This window comes from Occallatibacter sp., from assembly GCF_036502485.1.
In the GTDB taxonomy this organism is placed as follows: Bacteria; Acidobacteriota; Terriglobia; order Terriglobales; family Acidobacteriaceae; genus Telmatobacter.
The window spans coordinates 1-15,888 of record NZ_DASXYM010000009.1 but is presented as its reverse complement, the minus strand read 5'-3'; the positions used below and the strand labels follow the sequence as shown (position 1 = coordinate 15,888).

Annotated in this window: 12 protein-coding genes and 1 tRNA gene; 8 read left to right on the top strand and 5 right to left on the bottom strand. The window is 61.4% G+C overall.

What is annotated here, in order from left to right; genetic code table 11:
- Positions 1-144: 144 nt before the first annotated feature.
- The 6 genes from VGL22_RS01795 to VGL22_RS01770 all read left to right on the top strand — a co-directional run bounded on the left by VGL22_RS01795 (position 145) and on the right by VGL22_RS01770 (position 5,281).
- Complete coding sequence (locus VGL22_RS01795; protein ID WP_465265159.1) at positions 145-789, top strand: FMN-binding negative transcriptional regulator; 645 nt, start codon at positions 145-147, stop codon at positions 787-789.
- A complete protein-coding gene (locus VGL22_RS01790) occupies positions 786-2,483 on the top strand; it encodes an alpha-isopropylmalate synthase regulatory domain-containing protein (protein ID WP_465265158.1) in 1,698 nt (565 codons plus the stop codon). Before VGL22_RS01795 ends, VGL22_RS01790 begins: the two co-directional genes overlap by 4 nt.
- 883 nt (positions 2,484-3,366) lie before the next feature.
- Complete coding sequence (locus VGL22_RS01785) at positions 3,367-3,918, top strand: RbsD/FucU domain-containing protein (RefSeq protein WP_465265157.1); 552 nt, start codon at positions 3,367-3,369, stop codon at positions 3,916-3,918.
- A 62-nt stretch (positions 3,919-3,980) separates the two neighbouring features.
- Positions 3,981-4,065, top strand: a tRNA-Leu gene (locus VGL22_RS01780).
- Positions 4,066-4,090: 25 nt separating this feature from the next.
- Positions 4,091-4,414, top strand: a complete 324-nt coding sequence (secG, locus tag VGL22_RS01775) for a preprotein translocase subunit SecG (protein WP_465265156.1) — start codon at positions 4,091-4,093, stop codon at positions 4,412-4,414.
- Positions 4,415-4,639: 225 nt separating this feature from the next.
- Positions 4,640-5,281: an MBL fold metallo-hydrolase gene (locus VGL22_RS01770; protein WP_465265155.1), complete on the top strand. Its 642-nt coding sequence runs from the start codon at positions 4,640-4,642 to the stop codon at positions 5,279-5,281.
- Positions 5,282-5,411: 130 nt separating this feature from the next.
- On the opposite strand, the gene VGL22_RS01765 is transcribed toward VGL22_RS01770, so the two are convergent.
- Entirely contained in the window at positions 5,412-6,668 is a 1,257-nt protein-coding gene (locus VGL22_RS01765; protein ID WP_465265154.1) for a pyridoxal phosphate-dependent aminotransferase, read from the bottom strand.
- Positions 6,669-6,698: 30 nt separating this feature from the next.
- Here VGL22_RS01765 and VGL22_RS01760 point away from each other — a divergent pair, with 30 nt between their 5' ends.
- Positions 6,699-7,331: an HAD family hydrolase gene (locus VGL22_RS01760; RefSeq protein ID WP_465265153.1), complete on the top strand. Its 633-nt coding sequence runs from the start codon at positions 6,699-6,701 to the stop codon at positions 7,329-7,331.
- 6 nt (positions 7,332-7,337) lie between these two features.
- On the opposite strand, the gene VGL22_RS01755 is transcribed toward VGL22_RS01760, so the two are convergent.
- On the bottom strand, positions 7,338-8,000 hold the full coding sequence (locus tag VGL22_RS01755; protein ID WP_465265152.1) for a hypothetical protein: 663 nt from the start codon (positions 7,998-8,000) through the stop codon (positions 7,338-7,340).
- Between the two features lie 338 nt (positions 8,001-8,338).
- Here VGL22_RS01755 and VGL22_RS01750 point away from each other — a divergent pair, with 338 nt between their 5' ends.
- Positions 8,339-10,996: a beta-glucosidase gene (locus VGL22_RS01750; protein WP_465265151.1), complete on the top strand. Its 2,658-nt coding sequence runs from the start codon at positions 8,339-8,341 to the stop codon at positions 10,994-10,996.
- Positions 10,997-11,075: 79 nt separating this feature from the next.
- Here the strand turns inward: VGL22_RS01750 and VGL22_RS01745 are convergent, their stop codons facing one another.
- The 3 genes from VGL22_RS01745 to VGL22_RS01735 all read right to left on the bottom strand — a co-directional run bounded on the left by VGL22_RS01745 (position 11,076) and on the right by VGL22_RS01735 (position 15,409).
- Positions 11,076-12,593, bottom strand: coding sequence for an alkaline phosphatase family protein (locus VGL22_RS01745; protein WP_465265150.1), 1,518 nt, complete (start codon positions 12,591-12,593; stop codon positions 11,076-11,078).
- Between the two features lie 128 nt (positions 12,594-12,721).
- Positions 12,722-14,128, bottom strand: coding sequence for a M28 family peptidase (locus tag VGL22_RS01740; RefSeq protein WP_465265149.1), 1,407 nt, complete (start codon positions 14,126-14,128; stop codon positions 12,722-12,724).
- Positions 14,129-14,155: 27 nt separating this feature from the next.
- Positions 14,156-15,409: a hypothetical protein gene (locus tag VGL22_RS01735; protein ID WP_465265148.1), complete on the bottom strand. Its 1,254-nt coding sequence runs from the start codon at positions 15,407-15,409 to the stop codon at positions 14,156-14,158.
- Between the last annotated feature and the right edge of the window lie 479 nt (positions 15,410-15,888).

The following is a 15,888-nucleotide window of genomic DNA, read 5'->3' as shown; positions in this document are numbered from 1 at the left end:
CAGGCCACCACCCGCACAAGCGGCTGGTGGCCTTCGACGTTTCTGAACACGGATGTTTTGAAGGGGCACGACCTCAGTCGTGCCAATTGCCGCAAAGGATATGTGGGGCTTTAGCTCCTGAGGGATGGTTTCGAGACCACACGCATGTACACACCGAAATTCAACCAGATCACCGATCGCACGACACTCCTCGAAGCCATGCGCGCCTACTCCTTCGCCATCCTCTTCAACTCATCCGCCGACGGCGCCCCAACCGCCACGCACCTTCCCCTCCTCGTGCACGATGAAGGCGAGCACGGCCTCCTCGAAGGCCACTTCGCCAAAGCCAATCCCCACTGGCACGCCCTCGCCGGCCGCGAAACCCTGGTCGTCTTCCCCGGCCCGCATAGCTACGTCTCGCCCTCGCGCTATGTTGAATCACTCTCCGTCCCCACCTGGAACTACATCGCCATCCACGCCTGCGGCACACTCGAGCTCATCGAAGACGAAACCGGCAAACAGCGCCTCGTTGAAGAGCTCATCGCCACGCATGAGCCCGCCCATCTCGCCCGGTGGCGCAGCCAGCCCGACGCCTACCGGCGCACCATGCTCGCCGGCATCATGGGCTTCCGCATCCCCATCACCCGCATCGAAGGTAAATTCAAGCTGAGCCAGAACCGCGCCGAACCCGAACGCCACAACGTCCGCAATGCCCAGGCCGCCGGATCGGATGACGAGCGCGAGCTGGCCCGCTGGATGGACCGCCTCATCTTCAACACACCCGCAACCCATGAAAGCGGTAACCCATGAACACACCCCGGCGAGTCGAGCTTTTTGACACCAGCCTCCGCGACGGCATGCAGCAGCCCAACCTCGAGATTTCCGTGCCCGCCGCGATGAGCCTGCTGGAGCGCATGAGCGCCTTCGGGGTGCGCTATGCCGAGATCGGGTTTGCCGGAGCCAATCACTTCGTTACCGAGCTGTGCCACGCGCTCGAACACAATCCCCATCGGGTCGCTGCGGGCGACATGCGCCTGGCCCTGTTCGGGCGCACACGAGGCCGCAACATGCGCGTAGAGGACTGGGCCGATGCGGAGTTCATCCTCGCCCACCGCCAGCGCATTCCCGCCGCCGTCATCGTGGTCAAGTCGCGCCTGCTCGACGTGGAACGCTCGCTCGAGACCACTCCCGAAGAAAACCTGCGCATGGCCTGCGACACCATCGCTTACCTCCAGGACCACGGTCTCGAAGTGCTTGTCGACCTGGAGCACGCCATGGACGCCTTCTGCTCCCGCCGCGAGATGGGCATAGCCTCCGACCATGAATACGGCAGCCGCACGCTCGATTACTTCCACCGCATGGTGGAGCAGTGTGTGACACAGCGCGTGAGCCGCATCGTGCTCTGCGATACAACCGGCGGCGCCAGCCCGGAGGAAGTCACGTCGGCCTTCACCCAGCTCACCCGCCAGTTCCCGGCGGCCAACTTCGGCTTCCACGGTCACACCGACCGCGGCCTCGGCGTCGCTAACGCCCGCGCCGCCGTCCTCGCCGGCGCGGTGCAGATTCAGGGCACCCTTATCGGCACCGGCGAACGCTGCGGAAACGTGAACCTCACCACCGTCATCGGCGGCATGCAGTTGCGCGGCGAGGCTGAATTCGTTCCTCCCGCATCGCTCACCAGCCTTACCAGCCTGGCGCACTCCGCCTTCGGCGCCTTCGGTCTCGACATTCCGCATGGGGCGCCTGTCGTGGGCGCGGGCGCGTTTGGCACGTGGGCCGGCATGCACGGCTCCAGCGAGAAAAAGAACCCCGGCGCCTACCTCTGGTGCGATCCCGCCCTCGTCGGCGCCACCCCCGTCATCGGCGTCAATGCGCATTCGGGCCGCGCCAACGTTGTCATGCTCTCTGAGCAGTTGGGCGTTCCGCTCACCAGCGCACAAGCCCAGAAACTCATCGACTCTAACCAGGCCATGATGGAAGGCGGCGGGTTCACGGCCAGCGAACTCTCCTTCCGCCTGGCCTGCATGCGCGTCCTCGGCTCCCTGCCGGAGTTCTTCACGGTGCGCACCTGGCGCATCCACGATGAGTACGACGAAGCCGGTACCCACTTCGTGCAGGCCTTCATGTCCCTCAGCCACGCCGACGGAACCATCGTCACTGCCCGTGCCGAAGGCACCGGCCCCGTCGACGCCATGACCCGCGCCATGCGCCGCGAACTCGAAAAGTGGTACCCGGCCCTCAAACGTATGCACCTCGGCCGCTTCTCGGTCACCGCCCTTGACGTCTCCGCCCACGACTCCGCCGCGCACGTTCGCGTCGCCGTCAGCTTCCAGGCCGAAGGCCCCGAAGGCCGTGAAATCGCCCCGTGGATTACAGCCGGCATCTCCAGCGACATGAACCAGGCCGCTCTCCTCGCCATCGTTGATGGCTTCCAGTACTGGCTCCTCCAGCAGCCCGCTGCAACCACGCCAAATCGCACCGAGGTGGAACCAGCCCGCGCCTAGAGCAGCCTGACCCGCGTTCCTCAAATTGAGCACCGGCCCCCCCGCTTTGCCGAGTTCGCACTAACCGAAATCGCACCACCCGAAGGTTTGCGCGTCACCAACGTCTGCATGCAAAGCAGGAGTGAGGAAGACCCGCTCGATTTTGATTACTGCCTCCGGCCGGGAATCGCGAACCAGACGAAAGGGCTGGCGATTGTGCGCATGATGGGCCTGCACATTTGACGGTCCAGAGTATTACGGCCGATGCGGAAGTTTCAGCGGGCTTGGCTTCAACCCACCAAACCCGCCTCCTGTGACGGCGCGCACAGTCATCCCGCACCAAACCGCACATACTATCCTCCGGCGCTTCACCAGTGCCAAAGAGAGTTTGTGCCCAAAAACAGCCCATCCCGCTCCCGAGTCTCCTGGGTACCCCCGGTCTCCCCGGGCGTGGCTCGCAGCGGCACAGGGCACAGGCCCCCCCCCGAGTTCCTGCGCGAGTTCACGGTCAATTCCGCTCTCTCATCGGCGGCGCCCCAACGTATCCCCCGCAATGTTTACCAGAAAATTACCAACTATTTGTTTTTGCTTTGTCGCGCAAGCGACGGGCCAATCCAACAAAATAAATTAGTTAACCCATTTCACAGTGGTGACCTATCTCACAATTTCCACCCTGCATTGCCCTGCCCCGCTTCCAGCACACAACCACCCCTGTTAACCACACAGTAACTGAGTTTGGCGACGAAGCCGGGTGCCCGTCCAAACCGGGTTCCCCGTCCAGGCTGGGGCGCCCCGTCCAGGCTCTGCCTGGGCGGGACAGGATGTCAGCCTTCCCGCCTACCCCTTACGCGCGCCCGCCCCGCTAAAGGTGCTCTGCTAACCTCCTTATCGGAGGAAACCCTGCATGCGCCGCCTCTCCGTCCTGACCGCTCTCCTATACGCACTCACATTGCCTCTCTGCGCCCAGACAGACTGGCACTCCGCCGTCAACCAGAAACTGCCGCTCATGGGTCACCGCAACTGGGTGCTCATCGTGGACTCGGCCTTCCCGCTCTACTCCTCGCCGGGAGTCGACGTGGTCGAGACCAATGCCGACGAGCTCGAAGTGACGAAGTACGTCCTCGGCGCCCTGGACCAATCCATCCACGTACGCCCCGACGTCCTCATGGACGCCGAACTCAAATACGTTCCGGAAGCCGACGCGCCGGGCGTGACGTCGTTCAGGGCGGAAATAGGCAAGGTGCTCGCCGGGCGGCCTGTCGAATCGATTCCGCACGAGAAGCTGCTCGCCGAGCTCGACCAGGCCAGCAAGGTATACCGCGTGCTGGTTCTGAAAACCCGCATGGCTGTGCCCTATACCTCGGTCTTTCTGCGCCTCAACTGCAAATACTGGGGCGACGACGCGGAGAAACGCATGCGCCAGAAGATGGCTGCCGGGACCTCGGGCAGCCGGTAAGTTCCACAGTCCTCATTGCCTACAGGCAAACAGACGTTCTGGTATACTCAGAAAGTCAATTCGCGGAGGTGGCGAAATTGGCAGACGCACAAGCTTGAGGTGCTTGCGCCGCAAGGCATAGGGGTTCAAGTCCCCTCCTCCGCACCAAGATTTCCGCCGGAAAGCAGCTAAAATGAACATCCTCTTCTACTTCGTCATCACTGTGCACGTGATCGTGTGCCTGTTCCTCATCGGTGTGGTTCTCGTGCAGCAGGGCCGCTCGGCTGACTTGGCGGGCGCATTCGGCGGACAGGGATCGCAGACCGCTTTCGGACCCCGCGCGGCCGCCAATGTTCTTACGCGGCTCACCACCGTTTCGGCGATCATCTTCATGATCACGTCGCTCAGCCTGACGGTGCTCTACATGCGCGGCCAACACACCAGGTCGGTCCTTTCCGGGACGACCTCGGCGCCGGCATCGGCTCCCGCTTCCGCTCCAGCCAAACCCGCGAAGTAAGCGCGAAATCTCCAAGGCGGCAGGCCATAGGGTCTGCCGCCTTTTCGTGCTTTGCGACGGCTTCTTTTGCGGACGTTCCTTTCGCGCTTTAACCATGCCCTGAGGGAATCTGCTCCACTGACCTCGCTCCTCACTCTCACCCGGAGCTGCGACGGCCGCCTGACAACCTGATCTCGATCACCGCGCCCTTGTCCCCTCGTTCCCCTGCACTTCTACAATGGACCCATGATCCTCGAGACCTTCGCTGTCGGCCCGCTGCAATGCAACTGCACCCTCCTCGGCGACGAGGCCGCCGGCGAAGCCATCGTCATCGATCCCGGCGACGACATCTCCCGCATTCACAAGCGTCTCACCGAGCTCAAACTGACCCTCAAGCAGATCCTTATTACCCATGGCCACATCGATCACGTGGGCGGCGCTCTCAAGCTCAAGCGCCTCACCGGCGCACCCATCCTGCTAAACGAAAACGATCTGCCTCTGCTCAAGATGATGGATGTGCAGGCCGCCTGGCTGGGCGTCGCGACCCCGGAGGTGGCTCCTCCCGACGAGAGCCTGGCGGACGGGATGAAAGTCGGGCTCGCGGCGTATCCCGCTGAGGTTATCCACACCCCCGGTCACACCCAGGGGTCGGTGTGCCTGCACTTCGCGCCGTTGAACTTGGTCATCGCCGGGGACACCCTCTTTGCCGGCAGCATCGGCCGCACCGACCTGCCCGGAGGCGACGGCCGACAGATCATCCAGTCGATCGAATCCCGGCTGCTGTGCCTCCGCGACCAGACCCGCGTCATCCCCGGCCACGGGCCGGCGACCACGATCGGCAACGAGAGGAAGAGCAATCCATTTCTGCAGGGCGGATTTTCGTTGTGAGCCGTTGCGCGCCCAAGTGCACGTCCTGGTTCATCTGCTAAGACGGAGATCCGCCTCTGATCCAAACGAGCCTCCAATATTTTCAGCGTTTTACAAGCAAACATCTCAAGCCCTGCTTGATGCGCACCCCTCAAATGTTGCAGACCTGATTCGTTCCTAAGTAGTTAAGTAACGTGGTCACTCCCGTTGCAAAATCGGCTTCAGGCGTGAGCAGGCTGATTACCAGCCATCCCGCCGCGGGCATACCGAAGAAGTATCCCGGATGCACCCAGACGCCCCGCTCCAGCAACTCGCGAACGGTCGTCTCGTCCGGCTGCAGCGCCGCGATCCGCAACACCGCATACCACCCGCCTTCCACCTCCAGGCGACGCACCAGCGGATCCGCCGCCAGCTGTCGATCAAGTTCGGCAAGATTGGACTGCACTCGGTTCAGAATCTGCCCCTGAATGCCCCCTCGCCCAGCCAGCCAAGCTGGCAAAGCGGCCTGCACCGGCGCGTTCATCGAGAGAAACGTGTCGGCGATTACCTCGAGCCGATCGAGCGCCGCTCCGCGCTCCGGGCCCGTGGCGATGATCCATGCCGCCTTCATCTGCGGGAGCCCGCAGATCTTGCTCAGCCCGGAAACCACAAAGACGGGCACATCTTCCAACCCTTGTGCAAAGGTTTGCGGTTGCTCGCCGGGATCGAAGGCGTAATCCAGAAAGACCTCGTCGACGATTAGCGACAAGTTGTACTCCCGGCAGAGTGCCGCCAGTTCCCTGGCCTCCCACTTGCGCGTGAAGTGACCCGTTGGATTGTTCGGATGAACGAGAACGATGGCCCGCGTGGCAGGCGTGATCGCACGTCGGAACCCTTCAGGATCGATTTGCCAGCCGTGATCGTAGACGAGCGGCGCCGTCCTGAGCCGCACATCATCCAGCCCCGCCAGAAAGTCGAACAGAGGATACCCGGGCTGCGGCACCAGGATCTCGCTTCCCGGATCGCACAATAGGCGGAACAGGTAGCTGTAAGCCTCGCTGGTGCTCGTGGTCAGGACGACCTGCTCCGGGGACACCCCGGCGCCGTGATCGGCATAATACGCGCAGACCCCCTCACGTGCGGACAGCATGCCGCGCGGATTGGGATCGTAGTCGAGGCCACCGGGGTTGCAGAGTGCATCGAGCAGATCCGCGAGGTAGGCAAAGCCGCACCGCGTGGGGTTGGAGACGGTGAGGTCAGCCAGTTGTAGACCGTCCCTGACGCGTTCGCGATGCGCGCGGGCAAGGTCGGTCTCTTGGGTGTTCCAGTTGGTGCGCTCGGAGAACTGCATGTGGTGGGCCGCAGTAAGAATATCGCTTCGCTTGAACGGCTCGTGCAGAATGGATAGAGAAGCTTGCGGATTCAGCATGCATCCGCATAGCGGTCAATCGGAGGGTTCGTGGCAATTCGTGCAGTCATCTTCGACTACGGTATGGTTCTCACTGGGCCCCCTGTCCACGCAGCCCATGAGGGCATGGTGCGCATCGCCGGATTGTCCGCCGCGCGGTTCGAAGAGTTCTACTGGGCTGACCGCCATGCCTACGACGAAGGCAAGCTCAGCGGCGTAACCTTTTGGCAGAAGTTCAAGGACCGGAGCGGTCTTCCGCTCACTGACGAGCAACTCGCTGAGCTTTACCGGCTTGACGCGCAGATGTGGACGACGTCCGATCCCGCCATGCTGGCCTGGCACGATCAGCTCAAGACGGCCGGCATCCGCACCGCTATTCTCTCCAATATGGGCGACTCAGTGCTTGAGAACATCGAACGCGAGTTCGCATGGATTCACGGCTTCGATGCGCTCGTGTGGTCCTATCAACTTGGCATAGCCAAGCCCGACCCCGAGATCTACCGTCACGCGCTGGAAAAGCTGGGCACCCGCCCCGAGGAGACGCTCTTTCTCGACGACAAACAGGTGAATATCGACGCTGCCCGCGAATTGGGCATCGAGGGTCTTCTGTTCACTAACATCAATGAGTTGCGCCGGAACCTTGCGGCGCGCAGCTTCGATCACGATCTGCCGCTGCCGGAATAACCATAATCAGAACCGATAGCTCACGCCGCCATTGAAATAGAGGAAATCGCTGGCCTGATGGCGCCCGGAGCCGATGCCAGCCATGTGGAAGTCGCTGAAACCGGCGCGGAAACCCCAGCGATTGCTGAGCGCCTTTTCGGCGCCTGCGCTGAACTCAGCCAGCAACTGCATGCGCGTGCCCTGGCCGTTCGCAACACGATTCATGAAGTAAGCCGCTCCGCCTTTCATTCCGAAGTAGGGCTGCAGCAAGCCGGTTTCGCGCCAGAGGAGCCGGAAACCCGCTGGCGCGAGACCAAAGCCGTATTGGTGTTTGCGGGCCGACCCGGGCGCCGGACTGCCCTCGGCGACCCGAGGCGCTGCGCTGAGGATAATGATGGGGAGCACTTCGCTCACATACTGTAGATTGCCTTTGAGAACGCTCCTGACCCAGGGACGGTCGTATTCGACACCGACGGGGTGAAGCGCGCGATTGTCATCGTAAGCGAACAGATGCAGGTTGCCGATGGAGGCGCCGGTTTCGAAATGCACCTCCCTGTGTGGCTGCTGAGGCGCATCGCCCTGCGCCCTGGCTGGTGGCGAGCACACCGCGCACAGCAGCATAGTGGAGACCAGGACAAAAGCCGATAGAGGACCCGATCCGCAGGCGAATTTTTGTGCAAACTGAGGCACGTGCAAGCGAGACACCTCACGCTGGCCCGCACAAATTCGGACGCGAACTGCCATCTGCGGCTGCGCGGTCAATGTATGTTTTTATCGACTCAAACTGTGTTGCAAGAAGGGGTTCGGAAGCGTTTCAGGTACGTTTCGCTCCCGTGCATTTCGCATGATCCTGGCACTGCGGAATTTTGCCTTGATGTTCTACACTGCTTGCCGACCAGGGAAAAGCTGCTCAAGCGTTTTATGACGAGTTTCTACGATAGTCATGCACGATGTGGGGTCTGGCTTGAGCAGCCCCGTCAGGGGGCAGAAAAATGTACTCATTTGGAAAGATGCGGAACACGGCAGGTATGTTGGTCGTTGGCGCACTATTGGCAGGAATTGGCGCCGGTGCCCAGGGTGTTCCGGTGGTCACGGGCGATGCTCGTGTGGACAAGTTGCTGAGCCAGATGACGCTCGCAGAGAAGCTCACACTGATTCACGGCACGCAGGAAGATCCGAAGGTCTACCAGGGGCAGGCCGGCTATCTTGCCGGCGTTCCGCGACTCGGTATTCCCAGCCTGCGCTTTGCCGACGGGCCTCCCGGCGTGCTGACGCGCGTGCCGTCACAGGGCGAGACCGCAACAATGGGCGTCGCCGCCACCTTCAGCCGCAAGGATGCTACGGATAATGGCGTCGTCATTGGCCGCGAAGATCGCGCGCTGGGTATTGATGTTTCGCTGCAGCCGTTCGTGAACATCGATCGCGACCTGGAGTTCGGGCGTGGCTATAACACCTTTGGCGAGGATCCTTATCTCACCAGCGTGATGGGTGTGGCTGAGGTCAACGGCATCCAGTCGCAGCACGTGATGGCACAGATCAAGCACTACGTCGGCTACGACTCCGATGACGAAAACACCTTCATCGACGACCAGACGCTCCACGAAGTCTATGTTGCGCCATTTGACGCGGCCGTGAAGGCCGGCGTGTCGTCCATCATGTGCTCGTACAACAAGCTCAATGGCGTGTTTGCGTGCGGCAACAAGGACACGCTGACGAAGATTCTGCGCGATGAGATCGGCTTCAAGGGGTTCGTCACTTCGGACTGGGGAGCGGTGCATTCTGTCGACTTTATCAAGGCCGGACTGGACATGGAGATGCCCGGCGAGCCCGATCCCAGTAACCACGGATTCTCCATTCCATCCTTCTTCGATTCGCGGCCTGTGCCGCCGCCCCCGGCCCCCGGTGCGTTCGGGGATATTGCCGACATGTTTGGGGGCCACATTCCGGAAGAACCCGTGCCTCCGGCATTCAACGGTGGCAACTTCGGCGTAAAACTTGATCCGAAGAAAATGCCTGAAGCCTTGAAGGATGGTACCGTCACGGAGGCCGATGTTACGCGGGCCGCTGGACGCGTGCTCTATGAAATTGTGCACTTCGGCTACATGGACGGGCTGCACAAGCACAACGTGACGCAGCAGGCCATCGAAGGCAATGCCAAAATCATTGAAAAGACTGGCGAAGATGCGGCCGTTCTGCTGAAGAACGAAGGCAACCTGCTTCCGCTCAAATCGAGCGAGCTTGAGTCTGTGGTTCTCATCGGGCCGACGGCGGCCCAGGTCGACTCGATCGGCATCAACGGCGAGCGCTCGGTGGGATTGCCGCAGCGCCAGGTGGGCCCCCTCGCTGCCATGCGCAAGATCTCCGGCAACACGGACATTCAGTTTGCCGTGGCTGACGATATGTCGGGCAGTACGATTCCGGCAGATCTGCTGAGCCACGACGGCAAGCCCGGCCTGGCACGCACCGGTGACGGCGGCGAGAAGGTGGACGCGCAGCTCAACTTCACCACCAAGGCTGGCAATGCCCTTCCGCCTAACTCCACTGTCACGTGGAAGGGCACGCTCAACGTCCCCAAAGACGGCAACTACTGGATCTACCTGCAGGCAATGGGAACCAACGCCGCCATGACGATTGACGGCAAGAAATTCGCGCGCACCGGAGCCTTCCAGGGCGGCGTCCATGGCGACATCCTGCAGGCCAATCAGGACAACGTGGTTCCGACCACGGACCTTCTGGACAACGTGCGCCGGTCAATTGACCTCAAGAGCGGCCCCCACGCTATCGAGATCACCACATCCTCCGATACGTCGAAAGCTCCTGTCCAGGTTCGGCTCAACTGGTATACGCCAGAGCAGCGCCAAAGCGATCATGATGCGGCGATTGCGGCTGCCAGAAACGCCAGGACTGCCGTCGTCTTTGCGTGGACGCGCCTGCAGCCGGTGTTTGGGCTGCCCGGCGATCAGAACAAGCTGATTGAAGAGATTGCCGCCGTGAATCCCAATACCGTCGTCGTGCTCAACACCAGCCAGCCCGTCGCGCTGCCTTGGGCCGACAAGGTGAAGGGCATCGTGGAGATGTGGTGGCCGGGCGATGAGGGCGGCTGGGCAACCGCGAGCATTCTCCTCGGCAAAACCAGTCCCGCGGGCCGTCTGCCGGTCACCTGGGGCAAGAGCCTCGACGACTACGCCGCGACCGATCCAAAGCACCCTGAACGCAGCAAGCGCGCACCTGAAAAGAAAACCATCTACAGCGAAGGCGTGAACGTGGGCTATCGCTGGTTCGATAAGGAGAACATTGAACCATTGTTCGCCTTCGGTCACGGCCTGAGCTACACCACCTTCGACTACTCCGGATTGAAGATTGCGAAGGCCGCGGATCACGGTCTCGATGTTACTGTGCAGATCAAGAATTCGGGCTCGATGAGCTCGGACGAAGTGCCCCAGGTCTATCTCGGCGCACCCGGCGAGATTCCCGACGGCGTGCACTTCCCTGTACGCGCGCTGGCCGCATTCGATCGCGTGCAAATCGCGCCCGGCGAAACCAAGACCGTGACCCTGCATGTGCCTGAGCGCCAACTGCAGTACTGGTCAACCAAGGACGGCAAGTGGGTGACGGTTACGGCCAAACGCACGGTCAGCGTGGGCTCGTCGTCCCGGAACCTTCCGCTTAAGCAGGACATCGAGTAGCCGCGACGGGAGACGATTTGTATTTGTAACTTCCGCAACGACCAGGCGCCGAAGACCGGTGCCTGGTCGTTGTTTTTGTTTAGCAGGCTGCCCCGCTCGGCCGTTGCGGCGATCCCGCCTCCTGCGTAGGCATCTGCTGCGGCGATGGAAGCGTATAGGGCTCGAAACCCGCCAGGTTGCTCAGGCACTCCGTCAATTCGTTCTGCAGCGCGGCTGTCGTCGAAGGCAGGCTGGGAATGGAGTAGTCGGGCTTCGCGAAATTGAATGCGCTGGTCATGTCGCCCACAGTCTGGCGGCGCCATGCCGAGAGGTTCGGAACCTCGGCACCAAAGCGTGTCTCCAGAAAACGCAGGATCGACGTATGGTCAAACAAGCCCGAGGAGACAAATCCGCCGCGGCTGAAGGGCGAAATGATCATGGTTGGCACCCGGAATCCCAAGCCGATCGGGCCGGCAATCCCGCCTTCGGCACTCGCGTGGGGCACACTGGGCGCGGTAACCCACTCGCCGGGCGTTCCCGGAGGCGCGGTGGGCGGCGGAACGTGATCAAAGAATCCGCCGTTTTCATCGTAGGTGACAAACAGCACGGTCTTGGCCCAGACGGCGGGGTTCGCCATGAGCGACTGCACGATCAGGGATAACGTGTTCTCGCCGAACGTGGCGGGAGCCGGCGGATGATCGGAGTCGAGGATGGAGGCCAGAATCCACGAAACCTGCGGCAAGTTCCCCGTAGTTGCGTCGGAGACAAAGTCGGTTGGAAATTGCGGCGTAAACGCGTTGTGGTAAAGATCCGACGAGCTGTCCTGGAAGCTCTTGAAGTACCCAAGAATGTCGTCGGAAAAAGCTCCGTTTGCTACGGACTGGTCGGGAGTCGAGTAGACCTTCCACGATATGCCTCGAGCCTTGAGCTGCTCGGGCATGGTGGTAAGAGTGAGCTTGCCGTAGAAGGGCTGGCGTGCATTGAACGGCAGGGTTTCAAGGAGCGGACCTCCGTGGGTGCCGTCCGGATCAAGTGAAGCAGCCATCGAGTAAAGGCGGTTGGGATCGCTGGGACCCATCACTGGGCAGAAGAAATTATCGCACAGCGTAAAGGCATCGGCCGCGGCGTAATAGTAGGGCAGGTCGGCACGCGTGTAGTAGCCCATCGTCATCACCGCGTCGGTGGCATTGATAGGGATGCGCGAGGTGACGAAGCCGTCTTGAGCTCCGTTGTTCCAGCTCTGGTGCTGGGGAACCCAATCGTGGCTGATGTCATGGGTGCAGGCCGCGTTGGTCTTAGTGATGTCCAGGTGAAACGGGAGCAGGACACCCGCCGGTGCGTTGGAAGTGTTGCCGGGGTAAGGCTGCTGGAAAGCAGCGCTTTGCTCATTGAAGCCTCTCACGCCCTCGTACGAGCCGAAATAGTGGTCAAAAGAGCGATTCTCCTGGATCAAGATGACTACGTGATCGATGTCGGTGATTTTGGCGCAGCCGGAGACGGCATTGGCGATCTTGCTGGCGGCGCCGCACCCGGAGAGGAATGCCCCGGCGAGCGAGCCAGCTCCGGCCGCAGCTCCCATTCTGAGCATGTCGCGGCGCGTAAGGCGTGATTTTGGCATGGACTAGATACCCGTTCCCTTCCCGCTGTTTGGATGCAGGTGGGGAATAAGGACACTGCTTTACCCTTGGCGCGGGATGGTCGAGCCTTGGCGACCTTCAGTTTTCCGCGGTGAGAACATCTCGCGACCTACTTGCCGCGTTGCGGTGCGCCTCCGGGATTCCAAGCCGGGCGGAAGTCGCTCGCAGCCAGCCAGCGAACTGGCTCCACCAGGGATTGGATCGCGGCAGTCATGAAGTTGAGGTCGAGGTGATCCAGATCATCATTGGGCTGATGGTAGGTGGGAGGGGTACCCCAGCCCGCCGCAGTGTGTGCCACCACCCCGTCCAGAGCCAGGGAGTAGTTGTCGGAACGCTCGAAGAAGTGCTGCTCCGGGTAGGGGTCGGGACCGATAAGCGCGCCGCGCTCCTTAAGCGTGGGGCCGAAATTGGAGCGATCCCAACCTGTGAGGAGAAGCACCCCTTTGGGCATCTTCGGATCCTGCGTGCCGATCATCTCGAATTCAAGGTTGGCGATGATGTCGGAGATGGGAATGGGCGGATGCTCGCCAAAGTAGCGTGAGCCGAGCAGCCCCAGCTCTTCAGATCCATAGCAAACGAAGAGTACCGAGCGGTGGGTACGAGGACCGGCAGCGAGCGCATGCGCCAGTTCGAGAACGGCCGTGGTTCCAGCCGCATCATCATCGGCCCCGTTGTAGATGTCATCCCCGTTTACCGGCCGGCCTACACCAAGGTGATCCAGATGCGCCGAGAGAAGGATGGTACCCGCCTTGGGATCTGTACCGGGCAAGTAGCCGATAGCGTTATAGGTCTGGCGCGATGCCTGCGGAAGGGCATGAACCGTCAGCGAGATGGTCGCTCCGTCCGCGGGGAGCTTGTCCGCAAAACGAACTAGCGCCAAGTTGCCGCTGCGCGCAGAATCCGCGTCGCCGGTGAGATGAATAGGCGTGCGCGTTTTGCCACCCAGCATCGCAAGCAGGGAGCTCAGGCCCGGCGTAGCGGCCATCAGAATGAGCGCAGGCTTGGACTGGTTCAGTTGCCGATAAGCCTGGAAGGCGGAGCCGGGGTCGTTGGCCCCGGTAAGCAGGACAGCCGAGCCCGCAGGGACTTTCGCTGTCTTGACATCGGCGACCGCGACGCGCATGAGCAGCCCCGAAGCTGAGCCGCCTGACGAGAGCAGAAGGTCAAAGTCCGGTCCTTCGGTCAGAATAACCGGGCCCGAGCTCAAGGTCGCTTTGCCGTCGAGCTGAATTGACTCCAGGCCAGCCGCCTGAATGTAAGAGGACATGCCCGGCGTGTGTACCAGGCCGTAGCTCTCAAACTGCGTGGCCACATAGGTGGCGGCAATCTCCTCGTCGCGTGTGCCTGAACCCCGGCCGGCGAGAGCGTCCGAAGCCAGAAACTCCTCGTGGGCGCGGACCCATTCAGGACGCACCGTCCAGGATTGCGGCTGGGACGGTGAAGGGGCAGGCTGCTGAGCAATGGCGGCGGCGGACGAGAGTGCAGCACACAGAAGAATCGCAGAACGCAAAGTCAAAGAGTTTCTCCGAGAGGCGGGCTGGGCCTATGGTAACCCGCAGCGCCTGCGGGCTTGCGCAACAAACAGGCGCACCGGCGATGGCGCGGATGGCGTCGAAGGGGTTTCTCGTCTAACCTCGCACCCTGCTTCTGCCAGGGGACAGGAGAAAGGCGTAGCCCCTCCGCTCAGAAAGAGGTCGATGAGGCCGAAGTCCTTTTCGAGAGCGACCATCTCCCAAAAGAGATCGCTGCCGCCTTCCCGCAGAAGTCGATCGGTCAAGTACATCACATCCTTCTGCCCGGGCAGATCGATGAACAGCGGCAGATCATGAAGGATAAAGTTTTGGAGACGCTTGAAAGCGTACCCGGTGGGGTCTGCAATCCGATCGTTGCACACCTCACGCCGCCATGCGGCGATCGGGTCGGCATCGACCATCGGCGCGAAATAGTCGGCCCAGGCCTGATAGGTTTCGGCTACGGCCGGATAGTCGTACTGGGGAGTATGCCTTGTGCTTTCGTCCAGCCAGTCGAGCACAGAGACTTCTTCCGCCTTTGAGGTGAGAGGCGCAATCTGAAGTTCGCGGCAGATGCGGACCAGTCTGACGCCGGGCTCGAAGTCGGCTCGCGTGTCGGGATGCTGCTCAAAATAGGTAGGCGGAGGATAGGCGAATGCGATATCCAGCAAAAGGGGCATGTTCAGGTAGAAGGCATCCAACACCCTCCCAATCTCGTCACGGCTGGACTCTTCCGTCAGGCCGAAGATCAGGAGGAAGGCGTGGTTGAAGTATTGGTAGGTCTCGAGGTAGTCGGGAGGCATTTGGGATGGACTGTAAAGATAGGAAAATGCGTCCGCGATCTGCGCTCCGGTTTCAGAGGTTTTGAGCTGTGCCAAGGATGACCAGGTTGCAATGACGGCTTCGAGTTCAAAGAGCCGGGGGATCGTGAATACCTGGTTGAATTCTTTTTCGTAGGCGGGCAGGTTGCCGAGAGCAGCATCCAGAGTGGCGCGAGCCTGCAGGTCGCGAAGTGGGTAAGAGTTAAAGATCGAGTCGGAGACAAGCCGCTGTCTTGCCTGTTGCTCGCTTTTCATCCCGCTTTCGCCGAAGAAGCTGAACTCGCGAAAGGCGGTGAGGGCATCTTTTCGGTAGCGTGCGCGAGCCAGATGGTCCCAGTGACCAACCCCGGTACAGATGTCCTGCTGGTAGTGAACGGACTCGTGAAGAAGCGCCACCAACGACCGGAACTGAGCTTCATTCTCCCAAACGCCGGTGCTTTTGGTGAAGCCGGCCAGCACTTCCATGAGATAGTGGCGATCGGTCAATACGGAGGCTTGCGAAAGCGCGATGTGATAGGTTCCCCACCCATAGCTGGCCAAGGCCCGATTGTGAAGCGTTCCGAACCTTTGCGGTGCGCCCATGCGACCTCCTCACCCATCTGCCCAGTGAACCTGAGACCGGCGAGACTAGCTTCACGGCTGTTCGAAAGGTCCATTATGCCTGAACCCTCCCGGGGTGTCATCCGCGATCATGGTGGGTCCCTGGCCTGTGATATGTGGGGCACAGGTGTAACCGGGTTCATCGACACTCAGTGCCGACAACGGGCCAGATCACTCATGAACCGGATCACCAAAGGACATCGTCGCGGCCGCGGGTCCGGTAGACATCCGAACTACCAGTTCGGGGGCCGGCATGTGGAGGCGCGGCTCGTCCGGCCTGGTCGCTCCTGTTGCGCTGCCCCGTGCAATCCCGTTGAGGGCCCATTCCGCCACTTCGATGCCCA